Below are 23,602 nucleotides of genomic sequence, written 5' to 3'. Positions count from 1 at the left end.
AAAGAACCTTATGAATAAAAACTGGTGGAAAATCCTGGCCACAGTTCTTGTGCTCTACTCAATTATTGCGGGGTTTTTATTTCATGTTCCGGCAAAGCCGATATTAAACGAAACTATCCGTAATATTCATTTTCATGTACCGATGTGGTTTGCCATGATCGTCATGTTAACTGTTTCTTTTGTGTACAGTATCCGTTATCTGAACTCTTCAAATGAAAATGATGATCTGATGGCCGTAGAAAGTGCCAATGTCGGAATCATTTTTGGTATTCTGGGTTTGGTTACCGGTGCAGTATGGGCTAAATATACCTGGGGCGAAGCCTGGAGTAATGACCCGAAACAAAATAGTGCAGCAATTGCTTTGCTTGTTTATCTGGCTTATCTTGTGCTTAGAAACTCTCTGGAAGAAGAACAGAAAAGAGGCAGAATATCAGCTGTATATAATATTTTCGCATTCCCGATCATGGTGGTATTACTATTCATACTTCCGCGGATGACCGACTCACTCCATCCTGGAAATGGTGGTAACCCCGGATTTAATACCAAGGATATGGCACCAGAGCTGCGCCCGGTATTTTACCCGGCTGTATTGGGATGGATTTTGATCAGTACATGGATTACAACTATCAGGTATAGGATAAGGAAGGTTGAGAATAGGCAAAACTTTATCAATTGAGAGTGGAGAATTGAGACCCGATAGCTATCGGGTGGAGAATTGAGAGTTCCTGATTACAAATCATTCGACATTTAGCAGTATTTGCTAACAACCAATAACCAACAACCAACAACAAAATGATGAAAAAATTTATCCTTACACTAGCCTTAATTCTGTCATTTACTTTAAACCTTCTGGCACAGAATTCCAATGGAGTTGAGATGGCAGATTCCCTTAGAAGTTCCGGAAAGATTTATGTGGTGGTACTGGTTATTTCAGTTGTCTTCATCGGATTGGCCATTTATCTCTTTTCCATCGATAACAGGTTGAAAAAAATTGAAAAACAGAAGTAATAAATATACCTTGTTTAAGTTCTTTAAATAAGGTTTATACCTGCTTATTAGATATTGTATCCTATACACTAAGTAATTTTCATTTTTAGTATCGGTTTATTTCTATCAACTTTGCAGCATATAACCAATTATTCAAATTAATTTATTTTCTTATGGCTAAGTCTATAGACGCAGCGCATTCAGAAACTTCGTTTTTTGGTGACGTTTGCCAGTTTTTTGATCATGCAGCACAGTTTACTTCCCACCCGGAAGGATTGCTTGACCAGATCAGGTCATGTAACAGTGTTTATCGTTTCCGTTTCCCAATCCGGCGTGAGAACGGTTTTGAAGTAATTGATGCCTGGAGAGTAGAGCATTCACATCATAAATCACCAACAAAGGGTGGTATTCGTTACAGTGACATGGTAAATGAGGATGAGGTGATGGCACTTGCAGCACTCATGACTTATAAGTGTGCGATTGTAAATGTTCCTTTCGGTGGTGCGAAAGGTGGTATTAAGATCAATACTAAAAATTATACTGTTGCCGAACTTGAAACCATAACCCGCAGATATACTGTGGAATTAATTAAAAAGAATTTTATCGGTCCCGGTATTGATGTCCCTGCTCCTGATTATGGTTCAGGCGAGCGTGAAATGAGCTGGATTGCAGATACTTACCAAACCATGAATCCCGGGCAATTGGATGCATTGGGTTGTGTTACCGGTAAACCGATTGCTTTACATGGCATCGCAGGACGAAGGGAGGCTACCGGTCGCGGGGTAGCTATTGCTGTGCGCGAATGTGTTGATATCACCGAAGATATGAATAAACTTGGCCTTAGTACAGGTCTATCCGGTAAACGGGTGATCGTTCAGGGATTGGGAAATGTGGGTTACCATACCATTAAATATCTGATTGAGTTTGGTGCTACAGTTGTTGGTATCTGTGAGTTTGAAGGAGCTATTTATAATCCTAACGGACTTAATCTGGATGAAGTGTTCTACCATCGCAACACCACCGGTTCGATTCTTGGTTTTGCCGGATCAACAAAGGAATTTATCAATTCGGCCGAAGGTTTGGAACAGGAATGTGATATTTTGGTCCCTGCTGCGCTCGAAAACCAGATCACGATAGCGAATGTGGCTAATATTAAAGCAAAAATTATTGCTGAAGCTGCCAACGGGCCAACTACTCCGGATGCAGCCGATTTTCTTATCCAAAAGGGTTGTATTTTAATCCCTGATATGTATTGTAATGCCGGTGGTGTTACGGTTTCTTATTTCGAATGGCTTAAAAACCTTTCACATGTAGCATTTGGACGTATGGATAAGCGGTATGAAGAAAATGCCAATCAGAACCTGGTTAATATGGTTGAAAAGATCACAGGCATTTCCCTTGATTCAGCTCAAAAGAGTATAATCGTTAAAGGAGCCTCAGAATTGGAATTAGTCAATTCCGGGCTCGAAGACACCATGATCCGATCTTATCATGAGATACGTGATATACAAATGGCTAATCCTAAAATTGACGGACTCAGAACTGCGGCATTCGTTGGTTCTATCGATAAAGTCGCCATTTCTTACATGAATATGGGAATCTGGCCATGATCAGAACTGTTTAATTATACAAAGGGAGGCTGTAAGGTTTCCCTTTGTTATTTAGAATGATTCTAATATAGAAACATTCTTGTTATATTGACTACTAAAGTGAAGTATTTAGTACTTTTGTAATTGCATTTGATTGAATTAGTTAAAAGCATAATTATGAAAAAGAGTTCCATCGCCGGTATCGTTATCATCGCATTAGCAATTGGTATTATTATCAGTACATACGCTGATTCAAGTACTTATGGATCATTTGCAGATGCCACAGAGAGCAGTTCAGAATTGCATGTTGTTGGACAACTGAATAAAGAAAAAGAGCTTTTTTATAAACCACAGCAGGATGCTAATTATTTTGCATTCTATATGAAAGATAATGAGGGGAAAGAGTGTAAAGTGGTGTTTAATGGCTCCAAGCCGCAGGATTTTGAACGTTCAGAACAGATTGTACTAACGGGCAAAATGATTGGTAATGAATTTCATGCTTCAAAAATTCTAATGAAGTGCCCTTCTAAATATACTACGGATGAAGTTGAGGTTACTGAGGTTACTGCTACATCCGCAAAAATCTAAATCTTAATGGAAATACAATACATTGGAGAAAACCTTCTTCCGGGGAAGTTAGGTCAGTTCTTCATCATCCTGTCGTTTTGTACTGCTCTTCTGGCAACCCTTGCCTATTATTTTGCAACGACTAGCGCACTCTCTAAAGACCAGTCAAAGCAGGCAAGTTCTGATGGCTGGAGACGAATTGCAAGAATCGCATTCCGTTTAAATACAGTTGCCGTTATTGGAATAGGGTCATGCCTGTATTACATTATCTATAATCACTTGTTTGAATACCATTATGCATGGGCTCATTCATCAAAGATACTTCCGGTCTATTATATTATTTCTTCCTTTTGGGAAGGGCAGGAAGGAAGTTTCTGGCTTTGGATGTTCTGGCAGGCATTTTTAGGAACAATTATACTTTCAAAGGGCAAAACCTGGGAAAATTCAGTTATGACTACCATCATGCTATCTCAGGCCTTTATCGCATCAATGCTGGTTGGGGTTGAGGTTTTCGGACTCAGGATCGGAAGTTCTCCATTTATCTTATTGAGAGATGCTGTACCAGGGCCAATCTTTGCAAGAGGTGATTACCTGAGCATGATAACTGATGGTAACGGATTAAATCCGCTGCTTCAGAACTACTGGATGGTCATACATCCACCAACATTATTCCTTGGCTTTGCATCAATGATTGTTCCTTTTGCTTATGCAATTGGCGGACTATGGGAGAGAAGATATTCGGAATGGATTACTCCAGCTTTGCCATGGACACTTTTTGCCGTGATGATTCTGGGAACAGGTATCATTATGGGCTCATTCTGGGCATACGAAGCACTCAATTTTGGAGGCTTCTGGGCCTGGGATCCGGTTGAGAATGCCTCTATCATTCCATGGATGACTTTGATTGCAGCCGTCCACGTTCTGATTGCTTATAGAAATGCAGGCCATTCTTATTTTACAGCCACTTTTCTGGTACTGATCAGCTTTGTACTGGTGCTTTATGCCTCCTTCCTTACCCGTAGTGGTATTTTAGGTGAAACATCTGTACACGCTTTTACCGATTTAGGGATGTTCTGGCATCTGGTTCTTTATGTGGTGGCATTCCTCTTTATTGCTGTTTTGTTTCTGGTTATCCGCTGGAAGGAACTGCCAATAACCAAAAAGGATGAAGAAACTTATTCGCGCGAATTCTGGCTTTTTATAGGTGCTTTGGTATTATCAATCGCCTGCGTTCAGATACTTGCTACTACCTCAGTGCCGGTATTTAATGCCATTTTCGGAACTGAAATTGCACCGCCAGCGGATGTTATTGCACATTACAACAAATGGCAGGTTCCTTTTGCTGTAGTAATTGCCTTCATTTCGGCATTTTCTCAATTCCTGAAATACAAAAAGACAGATCCTAAAAAGTTCTTTGTCAGTATTTCGATATCCCTGCTTGTTTCAGTATTCATTACCGCAGCAGCCGTTTACCTAATGAATATATATACCAATGTGATGTATATCATACTGACCTATGCTTCAGTATTTTCGATACTTGCGAATGCCAAGATTCTGGGTGAAGCTTTCAAGGGGAAGTGGAGACTTGCAGGATCTGCAGTTGCACATATTGGCTTTGCCTTATTGCTTGTCGGAGCACTTGTCGCTGCCGCAACGAATAAAATTATTTCAATCAATAATACAGGGATTGGTTTTGGTGATGAGTTCGCAAAGAGTAATAACCCCCGTGAAAACATTATCCTGTACAAGGATGAGCCTACAAAGATGGATCGTTATACCGTCACTTATTTGGGTGATTCAACGCAGGGTGTAAATACCTATTACAGAATAAATTACAAAGTGATTGATGAGAAGAGCGGAGACGTTAAAGAGAACTTTACGCTTTATCCAAATGCTCAGCAAAATGCCAAAATGAGGCAGATCATTGCTTCTCCTGATACCCGGCATTACCTGTTTCATGATGTTTATACCCATGTAAGCAGCGTGCCTTTGAAAGAAGAGGACCATGAAGATCATGAGGGTCATTCTGAGGATGAAAAATATGAAAAGCCTGCTACTTATGAAGTGAATGTTGGTGACACAGTCCGTTTCAGAGAAGGTTATATATTGGTTAAGGGTATTAACCGTGAGGCAAAGATTCAGAATATTCCTGTTGGTGAGCGGGATATCGCCATTGGGTTGCAGTTAGATATTGTTTCAGATGGTAAAGTTTACCCGTCTGAGCCTATCTATTTATTAAAAGATGGTTCCAAATTTGATTTCGGAAAGACAGTCGATGAAAAGGGACTGAAATTGCGTTTTTCAAATGTTTATCCTGATAAGGACAAGCTTGAGCTGATGGTCTATCAGAAACCAAAAGCAGAGAAGGATTGGGTAGTATTAAAAGCCATTGAATTTCCGTATATAAATTTATTCTGGGGAGGAACGATCATTATGGTGATCGGATTTATTCTATCCATTTTCAGGAGAAATAAGGAAATCAAAACAGTCTGATGAATATTGTCATTTTAGGCAGTGGTAATATAGCCACGCATTTAGGTCGTGCATTTAAAATGGCCGGCCAGGATATATCTCAGGTTTGGAGCCGTGATATAACCCACGCAAGCTCACTAGCAGATACTCTGGCAGCAGAAGCCATCGACAATATGTTTGATCTGGATCGCTCTGCCGACTTGTTTATCATCGCTGTTAAGGATGAAGCAATCAGGGAAATTGCTCTTGAATTAAAGCTCAGTGATCAATTGCTTGTACATACATCCGGTTCAACCGGACTTTCTGCTCTGGAAGGAGCATCCACAAAAATTGGTGTGTTTTACCCGCTGCAAACCTTTTCAAAGGTCAAATCGGTCGATTTCAGGCAGATTCCAATCATTATTGAAGCAAATAGCCCCGATGTATTGTCAGGTATCCGGGCAATTGCTGATCGCTTATCAGAAAAAGTAATTGAATTAAATTCAGAACAACGTAAAACACTTCATGTTGCTGCTGTATTTGCCTGTAATTTTACCAATCATCTCTTTGGACTCGCTCAGGAATTATTGGAAGAAAAGGGCTTGGATTATGAACTCTTGAAGCCACTGATTGAAGAAACCCTCAGTAAAATTGAAATGAATGATCCTGTTTCTGTCCAGACGGGGCCGGCTATTAGGGAAGACCAGGCTACCATTCAGTCACACCTCGAACTTCTTAAACATAATCCCGCCTTATCAGAACTTTATACTAAACTTAGTCAAAGCATAGTCAATTTGCACAAGCGCTCACAGGGCTGAGTTTAAAATGCTATTTTTGCACTAATGAACATTTTTAAATTAAAAATCAATTTTGAAGAGGCTTCAAAGTCAGCCGTAGAGCTTCCGATAGCAGAAGGCGAATCAGTTCTTGATGTTTGTCTGGATAACGGGATTGAATTACAACATAATTGCGGAGGCGTTTGCGGATGCAGTACCTGTCAGGTTTATGTTAATTTCGGGATGGATAATATTCAGGAAATATCCGATAAAGAAGAAGATTTTATCGATCGTGCGGTCAATCCAAGAATTAACTCCCGTCTGGGTTGTCAGTGTGTGTTAATAAACGGTGATCTTGAAGTAACGCTTCCGGATCAGAATCAGTTTTTAGGACATTAATAATTATACAAGAGAAATGGCGAAGGAAAGTTTTGAATTACCGATTTACTGGAATGACTATGAAGATATAGCCATGGGCCTTTATGAGAAATTTGGCGATGATTTCGGAGAATCTCAGATCTACAGAATACGTTTCACCGAACTTCTTGACTGGATTTTGAGTCTTCCAAATTTTGCAGGTACCCGTGAACAATCCAATGAAGGTCATCTGGAGCAAATTCAGACAGCCTGGGTTTACGAGTGGCGCGACAATCAATAGGAGATCGGAAGTCTGATGTCAGAAGTCCGACCTGATACCTCTTACTTCAAACCTCAATTCTACTACCATGTTCTTAGAAAAACTGAAGCATATTAAAGCATTTATTCTTGATGTTGATGGTGTCATGACCAATGGTATGCTTTTGGTTACTGAGTCGGGGGAATTTTTGAGGCAGTTTAACATCAAAGATGGTTATGCACTGCAACTTGCAGTGAAGAGAGGATTTAAAATAGCAGTTGTTTCCGGTGCAAGATCCAAAGGAGTAGAGCATCGCTTGAGAGGATTGGGTATTACAGATATTTATCTCGGTTTGGATTCGAAAACGGCTGCTTATAACGAGTTTATAGAAAATAATGGATTATTGCCGGAGCAAGTACTCTTTATGGGGGATGATATTCCTGATCTGGAACTTATGAAGATGGCAGGTCTTGCAGTTTGTCCGGCTGATGCAGTTGAGGAGATTAAAGCTGTTGCCCACTATATATCCCCAAAAAATGGCGGTGATTCATGCGTCAGAGATATCATTGAAAAAGTATTGAAGATTCAGAATCTATGGATCAATGCGGATCCTTCATCTGCTGACGGTAGCAAAATTTGATTATTTCCTTCAGATTTAAACCTTTTGCTCTACTATCAATCAAAAGGAGAAAACCAGCAGATATGAAAAGATTAATTATTGCCATGGGATTGATTCTCTGCATGGCAACATTCGCCAATGCACAGGGCGGCCGACAAATGGGTACACCAGAGGAAAGAGCCGAGCGCCAGATTGCTCAATTGGAAACACTAAAGCTTTCAGCTGAACAAAAAACTAAATTAAAGGATGTATTTATCTGGTCGGCAAAACGTGTTGATAGTGTCAGAGCCACTCTAACAGATGGTGGTAATTTTCAGGCATTACGTGCTAAAATGGCACCTTTGCAGGCAGAAACAACGACTAAAGTGAATGCTTTACTAAACGATGAACAAAAGAAAGCCTATGAAGCTATTCTGGAAGAGCGTCGTGCCAGAATGAGGAATAACTAATAAACCCATTTTTATTGAGTAGGGGATAGATTAGGTTTAATTGTACTGTCTGATGTTTTTAAACCCGATTGCAGCGGATACCAGCCTGTGCTTAAGGCCTGTGGCGTATGAGCGAAAAGCGGGAATGCATTTAAGAAGAGCACAGCAGCACATTTCCAAATGATAAAAATCTTAATACAAGCCCGAAAAAGCATAGTAAACTATATTTATAATTACGAACTCAGTTTAAGATTCTTTTCTACATATTAAAGCGGCTTTTAGCCGCTTTTCTTATTTTTGGCAAAGTCCAATCAGATGATCAAACAATTTCCGCCAATTATTCTGGCCTCCAAATCACCGCGCAGACAAGAACTGCTGAAACTCATGGGATTTGATTTTCAGGTTGTTCTCAGAGAGGTGGATGAAAGTTATCCTCCCGGATTATCGCCATCTGAAATTGCTGTTTATATATCCGAAAAAAAAGCAAAAGCTTTCGATCTGCTGATTGAAAATGAGATCGTGATTACGGCAGATACAATTGTCTCCCTTGATGGTAAAATATTGGGTAAACCCGAAAATGAAGATCATGCATTTGGGATGCTTTCTGAGTTATCGGGTAAAAGACATGATGTGATTACAGGAGTAAGCTTGCTCAAGGATCATAAGCTTAGCAGTTTCTATGAACTTACAGAAGTGTTCTTTAAGGAGGTCAGTGCTGAGCAGATACGATATTATATTAATACGTGTCAGCCGATGGATAAGGCAGGAGCTTATGGTATTCAGGAATGGATAGGCTTGGTAGCAGTTGATAGGATCAATGGTTCTTACAGCAATGTGGTAGGCCTTCCCACTCATCGTCTTTATACTGAGTTGTGTAAGTTATCTGAATGATCACAGGGTTTTGTTTTTCAGGTATTCGTACAGCAGGCCTTCTTTCAATGAATAAGTTGACAATTTAAGTGCTTTAAAAGCAAACTGATTCATAAGGTACTTTGTGATCAGGGTGGCCATAACGATCATATCAACCCTGACAGGAATAATCGCAGGATTCCTGCTGCGCTCTGCATGTGAGCTTTTCAAAATGAACTCTGATACTCCTGCAAAATCACTCAAATCAATCTTTATTTCAGGATTTGTAAAACTGGTCTTAAATTGGGGATTAATAAGTGTTGCAAAAGTTTCAAATGCACCTGCCGAACCAATGAGCAGTTCTGGTTTATAAATTTTAACTTGATTTCTGAGCTCAGAAAGAGTACTCTCAAGATATAAATTGAGTTTATTTATATCCGGTTTAGAAATTGGGTCTGAATGATGAAACTGTTCCATGAGCCGGGCTGCCCCGATGTCATAGCTCCTTTTCCAGAAAACTTCTTCCTGATCGCAGATGATAAATTCAACACTTCCACCGCCAATGTCAATAATCAGACATTTCTCATCGCCCATATTAATAGCTGCCCTGACACCCTGATAAATCAGTTCCGCTTCATGCTCTCCAGAAATAATTTCAGGTACAATTCCAGTTTCAGATCGGATTTTATCTAAAAATTCCAGTCCGTTGCCGGCAGTCCGGAGTGCTGAAGTTGCTGCAGCCCTGACCAGCTTAACCTGATACAGATCTATTGATTTTTTGAATTGTTTTAGTGCTGAAAGTCCACGATCAAAAGCTGTCTCGATTATATAACCTTTTTCGATTCCACCTTCACCTAATTTTACAGCAATGCTCTCCTCAAGAACAAGCACAGGCTTATTATCATTGATGTTTGCAATCAATAATTGAAAGGTATTGGTGCCCAGATCCAGGATTGCAATTGAACTCATTTTTTGGAGTTATAAGTTGTAGGTTTTAAGTTATAAGTAATAAGTTTTAAAAGGAGACCTGTTAACTTTAACTTTCTGCCTTTAACTTTCACCTTTTTGCTTTCCACTTTAAGCTTTCCACTAAAAGCACTTAATTTTATCTTAACCAGTATTAATACTTACAACCTACAACTTGTTACTTACAACTTATTCTTTATACATAAACCATTTCCCCAACTCCGCAAAACTTACCTTTTTGCCATACATCAGAATACCTACACGGTAGATTCGTGATGCTACCCATGTGGTGAATATAAATCCGCCGATAAGCAGAACTATAGACAATGCCAACTCCCAGTTTGGTACCCCGAAAGGTAATCTGACCATCATCGCTATTGGCGAGGTAAAGGGTATGATACTCAACCAGAAAGAAAGACTACTGTCTGGATTATTAACAATAAAACTGAATGACATAATATAGGTAAACAGCAGTGGCAGGGTAATGGGCAGCATAAATTGCTGGGTTTCGGTATCACTGTCTACGGCAGAACCTACTGCGGCAAAAAGAGCGCTGTACAACATGTATCCACCAAGAAAGAAAATAATGAATACCGGAAGAATGTAGGTCCAGTTAACGGTTTGAACAGCCTTGATGATGTCCATTCCGGGGCCATCACTGCTTGCTGCAGCAGCCTGTTTGCTCATCGGCATTTCAGATTTTATCTGTTCCATTTTGCCTTTAAATATGATCTGACTTGCAACGGTCATCAGTCCTATTGAAAGGGTGATCCAGAGCAGGAACTGTGTCAAACCTACCAGTCCGATTCCGATTATCTTTCCCATCATCAGCTGAAATGGCTTTACAGATGAAATAACAACCTCAACGATTCTGCTGGTTTTTTCTTCAATAATTCCCCGCATTACCTGAATCCCATAAATGAAAAGTGACATATAGATCAGAATAGCGGCGGCAAATCCAACGGCCATTGCTGCGCCTGAGCTGCTGTCTTTTTCTCCCTCGAGGGTTAATTCTTTCGAAACAACAGATAATTTTGGTTTTATTTTATCCAGTGTAAGGGCATCAATTCCGGCATCTGCGAGTAGTTTGGTCCGCATCTGATCGTTCAATTGATTTTCTATCGTGCTGATCACAGAAAGTCCTGCCTTTTTCTGAGAGAACATTTCAATCGTTCCTCCGCTGGCAATATCCGCCGGGATGTATAGCACAAAGGCATCTTCATTTTTAATAACTTTCTGTTTAGCCTCTGACAGTGTGAGTTCAGATTTACTAAATGTTGCTGACTTTTTATTTTCGAGACCTTTGTCAAATATTCCGCTATCATCAATGACTTCGACTGCGGGGATATTGTCGCCACCTTTCATCGAGAGTGCAAAAATAAGTGCGTACATACCAATAATTAACATCGGTACAAGAAAGGTCATAATCAGAAATGACTTCTTTTTTACCCTGCTGAAATATTCTCTTTTTATAATGAGTATAATCTTGTTCATTTCCTGATTAGTTTTTTACGTTTTGAATGAAAATGTCGTTCATGCTGGGCACAATTTCGGTCAGCTCGGTGACCTGAACCTGTGGTATTAAGAACTTCAATACATCATTTGAAGAATAACCCGGATTGATTTGAATCGTCAGATGCGTGGCTTCCTCATCTTTCTTCTCTTCATTGATGTTAAATAAGGGAGTTTCAACCGGATTCAAAATTCCTGCATAAGCTATTCTGTAGGTGTTATTTCTATACAGATTCTTAATATCCTTAACCTTTCCATCAAGAATTTTCTTCGATTTATGAATCAGGGCAATGCTGTCGCATAATTGCTCTACAGATTCCATCCGGTGGGTTGAAAAGATAATGGTAGCACCTTTTTGGTTTAATTCAAGGATTTCATTGGTAATTAACTGGGCATTTACCGGATCAAATCCCGAGAATGGTTCATCCAGAATGATCAGTTCAGGATCATGAACAACAGTAGCAATAAATTGTACCTTTTGTTGCATGCCCTTGCTCAGATCCTCCACCTTTTTATTCCACCAGCTCTGAATACCCATTTTCTCAAACCAGTATCTGATCCTTGCTGTGGCATCAGCCTTTGATAAGCCTTTTAACTGTGCCAGATACAGCATTTGTTCACCAATCTCCATTTTTTTATACAAACCCCGTTCTTCGGGCAGATATCCTATTTTGGAAATATGGGATGGATTAAGCTTTTCGCCATTTAATAATATTTCGCCCTGATCCGGTGCCGTAATCTGATTGATAATTCGAATCAGTGAGGTTTTTCCGGCACCATTTGGACCCAGCAATCCGAAAACTGAGCCCTTCTCGATTTCGATCGAAACATTGTCTAAAGCCCTGTGATTAGAGTATTGTTTTACTATATTTCTGATGCTCAGCATATTGTTGGATTATTCATAATTAGAGGAATTCAGCGGATTTTTGTTACAGTTTTCTCCGGTATTAATTATACACAGTTTTTGCCTGAAATTGTATTCCAGGTTCTATGAGTTTGTTGAGACCTTATTATTCAGGCCTAACCAGTTTCGAAGCTTTATGACAATCCTTGGATGCTTGTCTGATCTTGCGCGACCAATAAGAAAACCATATGGCTTAAGCTGTGTCACATGATCACAAATAATTTTAACTATCCCAAGCATAGGTATAGCAAGAATCATCCCCGCAACACCCCAAACAATCTCCATGAAAACAATGATCAGGATCGTAAATAATGGATTAATATTTACCTCAGAGCCTACTACCAGCGGTTCTAGAAAATAAGTTTGAATAAATTGTATTATCAAATAAGTTACAATCACACCTATAATCATTCCGTTACTTCCACCCTGTGAAATTACTGCCAGTACAGTTATTACAGTACCTGTGAAGTTTCCTATGAATGGAAGAATCTCCAGAAGACCGCATAAAATAGCAAAGAATATTGCACTTTTTACTCCAACAATTGAAAATCCGGCAGCATACATGATCCATAAAATAACAATCATACTGCTAAGCCCTGAAATGTATTTCTGCGCCACTTTTCCAGCGTCGGATATGATCTTTTCAGTTTCGTCTGTTTCACTCAAAGGAACCAGCATCAGGATGAATTTTTTAAGGTGAGACCGGTAATAGATGAACAGAAAGAGGTAAACAAGGACAAGAATAAAGTGGATGAAAATGCTCATCAGCGAACTTAGCATCAGCCCGGCCATGCCTAAGGTTGCAGATGATCCATTCGTTTGGTTTAACATCCATTGTTTTTGTTTTTCAGTAGATATGCCAATATTCCTGGCGATAAATTCCCTGAGATCGTCGGCAATCATACTGATACGCCGGGTAATCTCAGTAAGATCCTCGGAAATTCCGCTTGCCTGCCATGAAAGCAAACCAATTATAGCACCAGTACCCAGTAAAAAGATCAATACACAGATTACTCCAGCTACCATTCGGCTAATACCCTTGTTTTCAAGCCAACGGGAAAGAGGAACAAACAACATGGCCAAAAGAGCACTGATCGCTAAAGGGATCAGGAAATTCTGTGCAAAATAGAGTCCGCTAATTACCAGAAATGAAAAGAATAATATATATATGCTTTTTTGTAAAGATGGTGATGATCTAATCATAGCTGTTCCTCGGATCAATGATCATAAAGATACCTGAAGTTTTCTTTATTTAATAGGTCCATAGGTTTATGCCAGGATCTTGTAAACTAAACGAATACCGTAGTTATGAATATGATATGTTCTGAAAGAAAATTACACATTGTTTATCCCTGGTTTTTGCAGCTTATCTGAAGGATTCGTACCTAAAATGTTTCGTACCGGTCTTTTTTTTGAGTGGAATTTATATCTTTAAAATAAGGATAAACCGATGAAGATATTTTACTCAAGAAAAATTATTGTGTTGCTTGCGCTGCTGCTGGTGGTAAGCGTCTTGTATAAATTGGCTTTGTCAAATCAGAAGATCGATTATAATACACAGGTTAAGCCTATAATCAATAAAAAATGTATCTCCTGCCATGGCGGAGTGAAGCAGGAAGCCGGATTTAGTCTTCTTTTTCAGGAAGAGGCTTTGGGACTTACAGAATCCGGAAAACCAGCGATTATCCCTGGTGATCCCGAAGGCAGTGAACTGATCAGAAGAATTACTGAAAATGACCCGGATGAAAGGATGCCCTACAAGCATGAAGCACTTTCTGAAGAGGAGATCGAAGTTTTCAGACAGTGGATTAAAGAAGGAGCAAAATGGGGAGAGCACTGGGCTTATGTGTCTGTAAAAAAACAAAATATTCCTGATGTAGAAAATAAGTGGGTAAGAAATGATATAGACCGCTTTATTTATGAAAAACTTGAGGAACAAAAATTGGAACCCTCAGAAGAGGCTGATAAGGCAACTTTGTTAAGAAGACTCAGCCTTGATCTTATCGGACTTCCGGCTTCAGCCGGTATTACAAAAAAGTATCTTCAGGATAATTCCGATAAAGCATATGAGAACCTTGTTGATGAGCTCCTTGCCTCGCCCCGCTACGGTGAGCGCTGGACATCCAATTGGCTTGATATTGCCCGTTATGCAGATACCAGAGGCTATGAGGCCGACCGCGGACGAATTATCTGGAAATACCGTGACTGGTTGATTAAAGCTTATAATTCGGATAAACCATACAATGATTTTCTGATCGAACAGCTCGCCGGAGATCTGATGCCAAACCCTGATGATGCAAAATACATAGCTACGGCTTTTCACCGGAATACAATGACTAATGATGAGGGCGGGACTGATAATGAAGAATTCAGAACCTCTGCCGTCATGGACAGGGTGAATACAACATGGAGTGCTACAATGGGCACAACTTTTAATTGTGTTCAATGTCATAGCCATCCTTATGACCCGTTTAAAGCTGATGAATATTATAAGTTCATGGCATTTTTTAATAATACGCGGGATGAAGATACAAATGCTGATTATCCATTATTGCGGCAATACGATTCTCAGGACAGTTTAAAACTGGTACAATTGACTGGCTGGTTAAAGAGCAATGCCTCAGAAGCTCTGGCAAAAAAATATTTTAACTTTCTTAAAACCTGGCAGCCTACAATTAACTCACTGCAATGTGATCAGTTTGTGAATGCTGCCCTGATCAGTAGCTGGTTTGCCGGATTGCGAAATAACGGAACATGCCGGTTGAAGGATGTTGTACTACAGGATAAGACCCAGCTGATGTTTCGTTATAAAACCAATTTTGATGGAGGTAAATGGTCTATTTATCTCGATACATTGAATGGGAAACTATTGAAAACTGTTCCGCTTGCAAATACAAAGGGCGAATGGAAAATTGTGACTGTACCGATACCTGCTGAAAAGGGAAAGCGAAACCTGTTTTTTAAATATTATAGTCCGGTGATAAAAAGCCCTGATGATACAGGTGTACAGTTTGAATGGTTCCAGTTTGATGTCCCCTTTCCTGGTAAGGGAAAACCTGGCTATGAGCTTGCTTTGAGTAATTTCAATCAATTGATGCAGGCTAAAGTAGATGAAACGCCGATTATGATCGAGAATAACAGGGAGCAGTTCAGAACCACCCATGTTTTTGAACGGGGTAACTGGATGGTCAAAGGAAATAAGGTAGAGCCGGGTGTACCTGATATTATGAACCCAATGCCGGCAAATGTGCCCAAAAACAGATTGGGAATGGCATTATGGTTAACCGATAAAAAAAATCCGCTTGTAGCCAGAACCATGGTGAACCGTTTATGGGAGCAACTGTTCGGATTCGGAATTGCCGAAACACTCGAAGATCTCGGTTCACAGGGAATTGCACCTACTCATAAAGAATTGCTTGATCATTTATCCTGGCAGTTTATGAACGAGTATAACTGGAGCATGAAGCGTCTTTTAAAAGAGATTGTAATGTCTGCGACATATCGGCAAAGTTCTGCTGTGACTGAGGAAAAATTAAAGATCGATCCTAATAATAAATTTTATTCCAGAGCATCCAGAATCAGACTTTCAGCAGAGCAGCTCAGGGATCAGGCATTAGAGGTAAGTAATGTGTTGAGCAAAAAAATGTATGGGCCAAGTGTCATGCCATTTCAGCCTGAAGGAATCTGGCGCTCCCCTTATAATGGCGAAAAATGGAAAATGAGTACAGGTGAAGACCAGTACAGAAGAGCAGTTTACACTTACCTGAAGCGTACTGCCCCTTATCCTTCAATGATGACTTTTGATGGTAGTGCAAGGGAATCGTGTCTGCCCCGAAGAATCAGAACCAATACTCCATTGCAGGCACTAACCTCTCTGAATGACTCGACCACCCTGGTCATTTCAAGAAGTCTTGCTCTTCGCATGAAGGAACTGGGAGGCAAGGAAAGTAAGGTTCAGATCAGTAAAGGCTATGAAGCCATGATGTTTAAGCCTATTTCAGCGAAAAAGTTAAAGGCACTATCCGACTTGTATGCAGAAGCCCTCAGGAAATATAAAACGGATAAAACAGCCATGAATCAATTAATGGGAGCAAAAGATAAGCCTGCAGATCCTGAAACGGCATCACTTGTCATTGTTGCCGGCGCGATGCTGAATATGGATGAATGGCTGAATAAGAATTAGACAGGGTCAAAGTATTCAAATACTATCGATTATGAAGAGAGATGCTCAGGAGCAAAGGTTAGCAAGGGAAGCAGAACATGCAGCTTTACAATTACATACCCGTCGTCATTTTTTAAAGGAAGGGGCTATGGGCTTTGGAGCTTTGGCATTAGGCTCTTTGCTTGGAAGCTGTGGTTTAGGTGGTTCTTCTGCTCCGAATGCAATGTTCGATGCTTCCAATCCGCTTGCACCAAGGCCACCAATGTTTCCCGGGAAAGCTAAATCTGTTATTTATTTGCACATGGCAGGAGCACCCTCACAGCTGGAGATGTTCAGTTATAAGCCGGAACTTGCAAAACTCGACGGACAGGAATGTCCACAGTCTTTACTGGAAGGCAAGAAGTTTGCCTTCATAAGGGGGGTGCCTAAAATGCTTGGTCCGCAGGCCAATTTCAGGCAACATGGAAAAAGTGGGTTATGGCTTTCAGACAATTTACCTCATCTGGCCACTGTTGCTGATGAGATTGCAATGCTGAATGCGGTTACAACCGATCAGTTTAATCATGCACCAGCCCAATTATTGATGCAAACCGGTTCAGCACGTCTGGGAAGGCCAAGTATAGGTGCATGGGTAACCTATGGAATGGGATCAGAAAATAAAAATTTACCGGGATTCGTCGTATTAACTTCCGGAGGCAATAATCCCGATGCAGGCAAGAGTGTATGGGGAAGCGGCTTTTTGCCGAGTGTCTACCAGGGCGTTCAATGCAGGGGAGAAGGCGATCCTGTTTTGTTCATAAAAGATCCGGCAGGGATGGACAGGGATCTGCGCAAGGCATCAATTGATGCGATCAATAAAATAAATCAGGAACAGTTCGAAGAATATAAAGATCCGGAAATTCTGTCGCGCATAGCACAGTATGAAATGGCTTACAAAATGCAGATATCTGTGCCTGAAGTAATGAATATCAACGATGAACCGGCATACATCCATGAGATGTACGGTACTGAGCCGGGTAAAACGAGTTTTGCAAACAATGTGCTGCTGGCCAGAAAACTGGTTGAAAAGGGTGTTCGTTTTGTCCAGTTATTTGACTGGGGTTGGGATACTCATGGTACTTCTGCCAGTGGGTCTGTTGATATTGGTCTTGTAAACAAATGCCGGAGTGTGGATAAACCGATTACAGCATTGATTCTTGATTTGAAGCAAAGAGGTTTGCTCGATGAAACCCTGATCGTTTGGGGTGCTGAATTTGGCAGAACTCCGATGCAGGAGAACCGTGAAGGTAAGGATATGCCATTCAAAGGCAGGGATCATCATGCCGCTGCTTTCAATATGTGGATGGCCGGAGGGGGCATCAAAGGTGGTACCACTTATGGAGAAACAGATGAGATAGGATATGATATTGTAAATGGAAAGACAGAAGCGTTTGATATTCAGGCGACTATCCTTAATCAATTGGGTTTTGACCACGAAAAATTCACTTATGAATCTCAGGGCAGACCTTTCCGTTTGACTGATGTTGGAGGGAAAGTGATCACCGATATTTTAGCATAAACGAATTTTGCAGCAATTATATGAGACAAGACAGAAGAAAGTTCATTAAAGCATCTGCAGCAGGTTCGGCTGCCCTGCTATTATCCTCCTTAGAATCTTTCGCATTACCCGAAATGACTTCATCTGCCGTGAATAGGAACTACGATCTGAAAATCATGGCAACCAGCTGGGGCTATCAGGGAACGATTGATTCATTCTGCGCAAAGGTTAAGAAGGAAGGTTATGATGGAATAGAATTATGGTGGCCTACTAATAATAAAAAGGCACAGGATGAAATATTTGCTGCTCTGAAGACTCATGATCTGGAAATCGGTTTCCTCTGCGGAGGGTCTCAGTCCAATCCACAGGAGCATCTCGAATTCTACAAAAGAATGGTGGATGCAGCCGCAAAGCAAAACATTCAGCGACCACTCTATATTAATAATCACACAGGAAAAGATTATTTCAGCTTTGATGACAATAAGAAATTCATTGAGCATACACAGGCATTGGCAAAAGAAACAGGCCTGTTGATATGCCATGAAACACACCGTGGCAGAATGCTGTTTGCTGCACATATAACCAGAAACTTTCTTGAAAAATACCCTGATCTGAGACTGACTCTGGATATTTCACACTGGTGCAATGTGCATGAGAGTTTACTGGCTGATCAGAAGGAGACAATTGATCTGGCATTGGCTCGTACTGATCATATTCACGCCAGAATTGGCCACCCCGAAGGCCCGCAGGTGAATGATCCTCGTGCCCCTGAATGGGAGCAAACCGTGAAGCAGCATTTCGAATGGTGGGATAAAATTGTGGAAAGGAAAAGAAGAAATGGAGAGCGGATAACTGTTCTTACAGAATTTGGTCCACCCGATTATATGCCCACTTATCCATATACCAGACAGCCACTGGCTGATCAATGGGCCATTAATGTGCACATGATGCATTTGCTTAGAAAACGATATTCCTGATTTCATACTCCCTGAATGAGCACACTTTCTGTTTTTTTGTTTAGCCTGATTGATTTTATTGGGAGTTTTCATCCCTTGCTTGTACATCTCCCGATAGGGGTATTGCTGCTCGCCGCCTTGTTTCAATTTTTATCCCAAAAGGAAAAATATCAGTCGCTGGCTTCAGCAGTAAGTATTTCTTTGTTTATTGGGATGCTCAGTGCGATTGCATCATGTATTAGCGGCTATTTGCTTTCAGGCACTGGTGATTATGATGAAGGCCTGATCTTTAATCATCAATGGTCTGGTATAGCGCTCGCTATAATTTCAATTGTTGCTTGGTACTTAAACTGGAAGGGAAAACAAATCAGCTGGATTACCGCCCTTATGGTGTTCCTGATTATCCTTACCGGTCATTTTGGAGGTTCAATTACACATGGGTCAGACTATTTGACCCGGGCATTCTCTGCAGAAGGCTCAGGACAGGCTGAAGAGAAAAGAAAACCTATCCCGAATGTTCAGCAAGCCATGGCTTACCAGGATGTGATTAAACCAATTCTGACTTCGAAATGTTATAAATGTCATGGCCCAAATAAGCAGAAGGGAAAACTTAGACTAGACATGCCTGATTTTATTTTAAAGGGTGGCAAGGGTGGAAAGGCGATTATTGCCGGAAATACAGACGAAAGTGAATTGATCAAACGAATCCTATTGTCAAAAGAGAGTGATGATCATATGCCGCCTCTCGAACAGCCGCAGCTGACTAAAACTGAACTTGATCTGATCCATTGGTGGGTTAGCAGCGGAGCTGATTTTAATAAAAAAGTGGCTGAGCTTGCCCAAACTGAAAAGATCAAGCCGGTTCTTTTGTCCCTTCAATCTGAAGAAAAAACTGAAACGGCATTGATCTCAGATATTCCGGAAAAGAGTGTCGGACAAGCAGATGCGAAGATAGTTCAGGAACTGCTCGCCCGCGGAATTGCAGTTATACCGGTCGCACTAAACAGTAATTACCTTTCTGTCAATTTTGTAGCGCTGGATTCAATCACTGCAAAGGATCTGCAATTACTTGAACAATTAAGTAAACAGGTGATATGGTTAAAAATCGGGGATTCCAATCTGGATGATAATGATCTGAAATCAATAGTGAAATTATCGTCTCTTACCCGCCTTTCCATTGAAAGGACTGCTGTAAGTGATGCGGGAATTGCATTATTGAATGGTTTGCCGAAACTGACTTACCTAAATTTGGTTGGAACTAAAATAACAGCAAAAGGACTTACACAGTTGAAATCATTAAAGGACCTGAGACAGATTTTTCTGTATCAGACAGCGATTTCGGGAGCTGAGTTCAGTCAGCTTAGCAAACTTTTCCCAAAGGCTCTTATTGATACCGGAGGGTATAAACTTCAGTTCCTGGAAAGTGATACTGTGGAGTTGAAGTCGGCAAGACTTAAATAGAGCAATTCGATTTAATCTTAACAGGAAATTAATATGCATACAAACATTAAAATGCACCTTTGAATAAGGGATTTTAATGAATCATTTTGACAAAATTATACAGAATATGGAAAAAAATTTAAACAGTCAGACACGGAGGAAATTCATTCAGCAGATTTCTTTGGCATCTGTTTTATTGCTCAGTGGCAGAATTACTGACCTTTCTGCAGAAGAGGTTTATGGCCTGAAAGCCAAAGTTAAGCTGAGGTTTGTGCTTGCATCCGACTTTCATTACGGGCAACCGAATACAGCATTTGATGAAATGACTGACAAGGTGATCAATCAGATTAATTTGTTCAATAAGAATAATCGTATTGATTTCTGTGTGCTGAATGGGGACATTATTCATAACGAAGAGAATCTTTTACCATTAGTCAAGAAAAAAACAGATAATCTTCAGGTGCCCTATTATGTTGTAAGGGGGAACCATGATATGGTAACAGAAGAACTCTGGAATGAGGTATGGAAAATGCCTTTGAATCACAGTTTTGAGGCTAAGGGCTCGGCATTTATACTTGCAGATACCTCTAATGTCCAGGGAACTTATGTTTCACCTGATCTGAAATGGTTAAAGGAAAAACTGGAACAATACAAAAGCAAAAAGAATGTATTTCTGATCCTGCATATTCCCCAGGCTAAATGGACTGATCATGCGATAGATACCCCTGAATTTTTTGAACTGATTCATAAATATCCAAATGTCAGAGCAGGATTTCACGGTCATGTACATGATCAGGATGGTGTGTTCATGGCGAAAAATATCCCCTTCTTATTCGACTCTCATGTTGGAGGCAATTGGGGTACACCTTACAGGGGCTTTAGAGTGGTGGAGTTATTGAACGATGGTACGCTTATAACTTACATGATGAATCCAACTGAGAAACTGGCTGAACTCAAATATTAAGCATTATTTACTCATCCGATGACTCTGAGTCATTGGATGAGTAATCATGAAATATTATAAGGTATATTTTACTCCGCCAAAGAAGTTACGCTTCGCAGCCGCATTGAAATACCGGCCTCCAAAAGCATTTATGTCATTCCCAAGACTATAGGTTTCGTTCAGAAGATTATCTATTCCTGCGTAAAAATCAAGTACAGGTTTTCCAGGTTTTGAACTTCTCCAGCCTGCTTTGAAATGTACAAGGTCAAAACTTCCAGCGTATACACTGTTCGCATCATTCAAAGGAATTTTCGAGGTATAATTGTGCTGTGCAAACAGGTAGAAATTCTTTTGAAAGCGGAAATCAAGACCACTTACTATCACACTTCTTGGCGTGCCGGTTAAACGGTTTCCCGAATAATTAGCTGTCCCATTCTGATAATCCCTGAAAAAATATTTACTGAGTGTAAAGCTGTTTTGCAGCTGAAGGCCGCTTAAGAAGCCTTTTGAACCCGGCTCGATAAGCCAATAGCTGGTTTGGGTTTCAACACCTGTTTGACGGGTACCACCGGCATTTAAATAAAACTCGGTATCATCTGCGTTTACACGACGAACAATTGCATTTTCAAGACGGTACTGGAAAATAGAAGCATCTATCCAAAGACGGTCGTTACTGTTACGTAAACGGAAACCGGCTTCGTAGTTCCATCCTGTTTCAGATTCCAGGGTTGTATTGATCTTATTGTCGGAAGCTCTAACCTCGGCAATTGTAGGAGGTGAGTAACCTCTGCTGACAGAAGAGCGAATTGCCAGCATATCTGAGACCTGGTAAGATAGTGCAAACCGTGGCATTAGTTCAGGATCAAAATTGCGTTCAAATCTGCTTGCATAAGATCTGATATCCTTTGAAAACTTATACCTGTAATAATTTAAGCTGGCGGCAACTTCTGCAGTAAGCTTATCGCCGATATTTGCAGAAAAACGTGTGAAGTAGAAAAATTGACGCGAAAGAATATCGTCCTGTGCCTGTAAACTACCCTGAACTCCTCTGTTATTATTATAGTTGGCAATATCAGCACTGGTACCCTGTAATTCAAGTCCGGCATTCCATTTCCAATTCACTGCTTTATCTTCATTTCCGGATAGCTCGAGGTATGTTCTTATTCCACCTGTATATTCTTTACGGATCTCATAATTGGTAATGAAAGGATTCAGATAATCGGTTTTTGAGCCATATACAGCAAGAACATGTCGTAAGTTACCGGTGATCTTTGCGTCATTCACAATTCCGGCATACAAAGTATTGTTTTCAATCCTGGCTTTTTGTGCAACCGGACCCGCCGCGAATGCCGTTGACGGTCTCGCTGCCTGTGGATTAAGATTGTATTGAGCCAGGGTTAAACCTCCCGGAGTTTTGTATTCCAGATCTGAGTAAAAAGCAAGTACGCGAAGCTGATTCTCTTTTGAATAATTCATTCTATACATCAGCTGTGCATAATGACGGCTCATGGCGCTATGTTCACGGTAACCATCTGATCTCTGATAAGAATGGTTAATATTCAGGTACTGGTTTTTGAATTTTTTCTGAACGGCTAGTTTTTCATGGAACAAACCATATGATCCGCTACTGATACCTGCAGATGCCCAGGTACTGTCGGCATTTTTGTCGACCGGGTTTATCAAAACAACTCCGCCGGAGTTTGCTCCAAATAAACTGCCATCCGGGCCTTTCAAAACTTCAATATTATGGATGCTGTTCACATCGATCAGATTCAGATAGGTATTTCCACCCGCATCTGTCAGTGGGAATTCATCCAGATAGATTTTCACGTTTCTTACTCCAAAAGGGGATCTTAATGAACTTCCACGAATGGATAGGCGATAACTTCCGGGAGATCTTTCTTCCATTCTGATACCGGGAACCGAGTTAAGGGCGGGTACCATAGAGATTCCGGGCTGGTCTCTCAATTGTTTATTACTGATTAAACTCACAGATGAAGGAACCTGTAATATTGGCTGTTCAGATAGGTAGGCCCTGATCACAATTTCTTTTACTTTCTGAACTGAATCTACCTTGCTTTGTGCAAAGCTAACATTCACAAGTAATGAAAGAATCAGGACAAATTTTATTCCTCTAAATCTTAAAAATTTGCTTATTTCCATTTTTATTATTGATTATCCTTTTCTCTAAGGAGCGGCTAATTTATTAAAACTTCTATTGGATTTTGTGCAACAAAAGTAGCAGATGTGCAGTATTGATGTAAAATTTTTGAGTGATAAGGAACAATCCTGATCTGGTT

The 23,602-nt window shown here is 40.4% G+C and carries 21 protein-coding genes; 16 read left to right on the top strand and 5 right to left on the bottom strand.

Annotation, left to right across the window (positions count from 1 at the left end):
- Positions 1 to 10: 10 nt before the first annotated feature.
- The 11 genes from VGE44_RS04330 to VGE44_RS04280 all read left to right on the top strand — a co-directional run bounded on the left by VGE44_RS04330 (position 11) and on the right by VGE44_RS04280 (position 8,924).
- Positions 11 to 676 (top strand): cytochrome c biogenesis protein, encoded by a 666-nt coding sequence (locus VGE44_RS04330; RefSeq protein ID WP_331076524.1) that lies wholly within the window; start codon positions 11 to 13, stop codon positions 674 to 676.
- Between the two features lie 119 nt (positions 677 to 795).
- Positions 796 to 1,008 (top strand): CcmD family protein, encoded by a 213-nt coding sequence (locus VGE44_RS04325; protein WP_331076523.1) that lies wholly within the window; start codon positions 796 to 798, stop codon positions 1,006 to 1,008.
- A gap of 152 nt (positions 1,009 to 1,160) precedes the next feature.
- Positions 1,161 to 2,597 carry a Glu/Leu/Phe/Val dehydrogenase gene (locus tag VGE44_RS04320; RefSeq protein WP_331076522.1) on the top strand — a complete coding sequence of 479 codons (1,437 nt, stop codon included), beginning with the start codon at positions 1,161 to 1,163 and terminating at the stop codon, positions 2,595 to 2,597.
- Between the two features lie 156 nt (positions 2,598 to 2,753).
- Positions 2,754 to 3,164: a cytochrome c maturation protein CcmE gene (locus VGE44_RS04315; RefSeq protein WP_331076521.1), complete on the top strand. Its 411-nt coding sequence runs from the start codon at positions 2,754 to 2,756 to the stop codon at positions 3,162 to 3,164.
- A 6-nt stretch (positions 3,165 to 3,170) separates the two neighbouring features.
- Positions 3,171 to 5,636 (top strand): heme lyase CcmF/NrfE family subunit, encoded by a 2,466-nt coding sequence (locus tag VGE44_RS04310; RefSeq protein WP_331076520.1) that lies wholly within the window; start codon positions 3,171 to 3,173, stop codon positions 5,634 to 5,636.
- Positions 5,636 to 6,412 carry a Rossmann-like and DUF2520 domain-containing protein gene (locus VGE44_RS04305; protein WP_331076519.1) on the top strand — a complete coding sequence of 259 codons (777 nt, stop codon included), beginning with the start codon at positions 5,636 to 5,638 and terminating at the stop codon, positions 6,410 to 6,412. Before VGE44_RS04310 ends, VGE44_RS04305 begins: the two co-directional genes overlap by 1 nt.
- 24 nt (positions 6,413 to 6,436) lie before the next feature.
- Entirely contained in the window at positions 6,437 to 6,769 is a 333-nt protein-coding gene (locus VGE44_RS04300; RefSeq protein ID WP_331076518.1) for a 2Fe-2S iron-sulfur cluster-binding protein, read from the top strand.
- A gap of 16 nt (positions 6,770 to 6,785) precedes the next feature.
- The gene (gene iscX, locus VGE44_RS04295) at positions 6,786 to 7,028 is read left to right on the top strand and encodes a Fe-S cluster assembly protein IscX (RefSeq protein ID WP_305366672.1); all 243 of its coding nucleotides are present in this window, start codon (positions 6,786 to 6,788) and stop codon (positions 7,026 to 7,028) included.
- Between the two features lie 67 nt (positions 7,029 to 7,095).
- Positions 7,096 to 7,626, top strand: coding sequence for an HAD-IIIA family hydrolase (locus tag VGE44_RS04290; protein ID WP_331076517.1), 531 nt, complete (start codon positions 7,096 to 7,098; stop codon positions 7,624 to 7,626).
- Between the two features lie 62 nt (positions 7,627 to 7,688).
- Entirely contained in the window at positions 7,689 to 8,054 is a 366-nt protein-coding gene (locus tag VGE44_RS04285) for a hypothetical protein (RefSeq protein ID WP_331076516.1), read from the top strand.
- Between the two features lie 294 nt (positions 8,055 to 8,348).
- The gene (locus VGE44_RS04280; RefSeq protein ID WP_331076515.1) at positions 8,349 to 8,924 is read left to right on the top strand and encodes a Maf family protein; all 576 of its coding nucleotides are present in this window, start codon (positions 8,349 to 8,351) and stop codon (positions 8,922 to 8,924) included.
- On the opposite strand, the gene VGE44_RS04275 is transcribed toward VGE44_RS04280, so the two are convergent.
- From VGE44_RS04275 to VGE44_RS04260, 4 genes are all read right to left on the bottom strand, one after another.
- On the bottom strand, positions 8,925 to 9,851 hold the full coding sequence (locus tag VGE44_RS04275; RefSeq protein ID WP_331076514.1) for an exopolyphosphatase: 927 nt from the start codon (positions 9,849 to 9,851) through the stop codon (positions 8,925 to 8,927).
- A 186-nt stretch (positions 9,852 to 10,037) separates the two neighbouring features.
- A complete protein-coding gene (locus VGE44_RS04270) occupies positions 10,038 to 11,342 on the bottom strand; it encodes an ABC transporter permease (RefSeq protein WP_331076513.1) in 1,305 nt (434 codons plus the stop codon).
- A gap of 7 nt (positions 11,343 to 11,349) precedes the next feature.
- Positions 11,350 to 12,246, bottom strand: coding sequence for an ABC transporter ATP-binding protein (locus tag VGE44_RS04265; RefSeq protein WP_331076512.1), 897 nt, complete (start codon positions 12,244 to 12,246; stop codon positions 11,350 to 11,352).
- A 102-nt stretch (positions 12,247 to 12,348) separates the two neighbouring features.
- On the bottom strand, positions 12,349 to 13,467 hold the full coding sequence (locus tag VGE44_RS04260) for an AI-2E family transporter (RefSeq protein ID WP_331076511.1): 1,119 nt from the start codon (positions 13,465 to 13,467) through the stop codon (positions 12,349 to 12,351).
- Between the two features lie 247 nt (positions 13,468 to 13,714).
- Between VGE44_RS04260 and VGE44_RS04255 the strand changes: the two genes are divergently transcribed.
- The 5 genes from VGE44_RS04255 (at position 13,715) to VGE44_RS04235 (ending at position 21,323) form a co-directional block, all read left to right on the top strand.
- A complete protein-coding gene (locus VGE44_RS04255; protein ID WP_331076510.1) occupies positions 13,715 to 16,447 on the top strand; it encodes a DUF1553 domain-containing protein in 2,733 nt (910 codons plus the stop codon).
- 31 nt (positions 16,448 to 16,478) lie between these two features.
- On the top strand, positions 16,479 to 17,984 hold the full coding sequence (locus tag VGE44_RS04250; RefSeq protein ID WP_331076509.1) for a DUF1501 domain-containing protein: 1,506 nt from the start codon (positions 16,479 to 16,481) through the stop codon (positions 17,982 to 17,984).
- A 20-nt stretch (positions 17,985 to 18,004) separates the two neighbouring features.
- Complete coding sequence (locus tag VGE44_RS04245) at positions 18,005 to 18,940, top strand: sugar phosphate isomerase/epimerase family protein (protein WP_331076508.1); 936 nt, start codon at positions 18,005 to 18,007, stop codon at positions 18,938 to 18,940.
- A 15-nt stretch (positions 18,941 to 18,955) separates the two neighbouring features.
- Positions 18,956 to 20,380, top strand: a complete 1,425-nt coding sequence (locus VGE44_RS04240; RefSeq protein WP_331076507.1) for a c-type cytochrome domain-containing protein — start codon at positions 18,956 to 18,958, stop codon at positions 20,378 to 20,380.
- Positions 20,381 to 20,486: 106 nt separating this feature from the next.
- Positions 20,487 to 21,323 carry a metallophosphoesterase gene (locus VGE44_RS04235; RefSeq protein WP_331076506.1) on the top strand — a complete coding sequence of 279 codons (837 nt, stop codon included), beginning with the start codon at positions 20,487 to 20,489 and terminating at the stop codon, positions 21,321 to 21,323.
- 54 nt (positions 21,324 to 21,377) lie between these two features.
- Here the strand turns inward: VGE44_RS04235 and VGE44_RS04230 are convergent, their stop codons facing one another.
- Complete coding sequence (locus VGE44_RS04230) at positions 21,378 to 23,465, bottom strand: TonB-dependent receptor (protein WP_331076505.1); 2,088 nt, start codon at positions 23,463 to 23,465, stop codon at positions 21,378 to 21,380.
- Between the last annotated feature and the right edge of the window lie 137 nt (positions 23,466 to 23,602).

It is taken from the genome of Daejeonella sp., from assembly GCF_036405355.1.
Classification (GTDB): Bacteria; Bacteroidota; Bacteroidia; order Sphingobacteriales; family Sphingobacteriaceae; genus Daejeonella.
This window is presented reverse-complemented; position numbering and strand designations above follow the sequence as displayed.

Coding starts and splice junctions, on each gene's coding strand:
- VGE44_RS04250 (WP_331076509.1), top strand. CDS start 16,479: ATGAAGAGAGATGCTCAGGAGCAAAGGTTAGCAAGGGAAGCAGAACAT.
- VGE44_RS04320 (WP_331076522.1), top strand. CDS start 1,161: ATGGCTAAGTCTATAGACGCAGCGCATTCAGAAACTTCGTTTTTTGGT.
- VGE44_RS04290 (WP_331076517.1), top strand. CDS start 7,096: ATGTTCTTAGAAAAACTGAAGCATATTAAAGCATTTATTCTTGATGTT.
- VGE44_RS04300 (WP_331076518.1), top strand. CDS start 6,437: ATGAACATTTTTAAATTAAAAATCAATTTTGAAGAGGCTTCAAAGTCA.
- VGE44_RS04280 (WP_331076515.1), top strand. CDS start 8,349: ATGATCAAACAATTTCCGCCAATTATTCTGGCCTCCAAATCACCGCGC.
- VGE44_RS04275 (WP_331076514.1), bottom strand. CDS start 9,851: ATGAGTTCAATTGCAATCCTGGATCTGGGCACCAATACCTTTCAATTA.
- VGE44_RS04285 (WP_331076516.1), top strand. CDS start 7,689: ATGAAAAGATTAATTATTGCCATGGGATTGATTCTCTGCATGGCAACA.
- VGE44_RS04305 (WP_331076519.1), top strand. CDS start 5,636: ATGAATATTGTCATTTTAGGCAGTGGTAATATAGCCACGCATTTAGGT.
- VGE44_RS04270 (WP_331076513.1), bottom strand. CDS start 11,342: ATGAACAAGATTATACTCATTATAAAAAGAGAATATTTCAGCAGGGTA.
- VGE44_RS04315 (WP_331076521.1), top strand. CDS start 2,754: ATGAAAAAGAGTTCCATCGCCGGTATCGTTATCATCGCATTAGCAATT.
- iscX (WP_305366672.1), top strand. CDS start 6,786: ATGGCGAAGGAAAGTTTTGAATTACCGATTTACTGGAATGACTATGAA.
- VGE44_RS04240 (WP_331076507.1), top strand. CDS start 18,956: ATGAGCACACTTTCTGTTTTTTTGTTTAGCCTGATTGATTTTATTGGG.
- VGE44_RS04325 (WP_331076523.1), top strand. CDS start 796: ATGAAAAAATTTATCCTTACACTAGCCTTAATTCTGTCATTTACTTTA.
- VGE44_RS04255 (WP_331076510.1), top strand. CDS start 13,715: ATGAAGATATTTTACTCAAGAAAAATTATTGTGTTGCTTGCGCTGCTG.
- VGE44_RS04330 (WP_331076524.1), top strand. CDS start 11: ATGAATAAAAACTGGTGGAAAATCCTGGCCACAGTTCTTGTGCTCTAC.
- VGE44_RS04265 (WP_331076512.1), bottom strand. CDS start 12,246: ATGCTGAGCATCAGAAATATAGTAAAACAATACTCTAATCACAGGGCT.
- VGE44_RS04310 (WP_331076520.1), top strand. CDS start 3,171: ATGGAAATACAATACATTGGAGAAAACCTTCTTCCGGGGAAGTTAGGT.
- VGE44_RS04235 (WP_331076506.1), top strand. CDS start 20,487: ATGGAAAAAAATTTAAACAGTCAGACACGGAGGAAATTCATTCAGCAG.
- VGE44_RS04230 (WP_331076505.1), bottom strand. CDS start 23,465: ATGGAAATAAGCAAATTTTTAAGATTTAGAGGAATAAAATTTGTCCTG.
- VGE44_RS04245 (WP_331076508.1), top strand. CDS start 18,005: ATGAGACAAGACAGAAGAAAGTTCATTAAAGCATCTGCAGCAGGTTCG.
- VGE44_RS04260 (WP_331076511.1), bottom strand. CDS start 13,467: ATGATTAGATCATCACCATCTTTACAAAAAAGCATATATATATTATTC.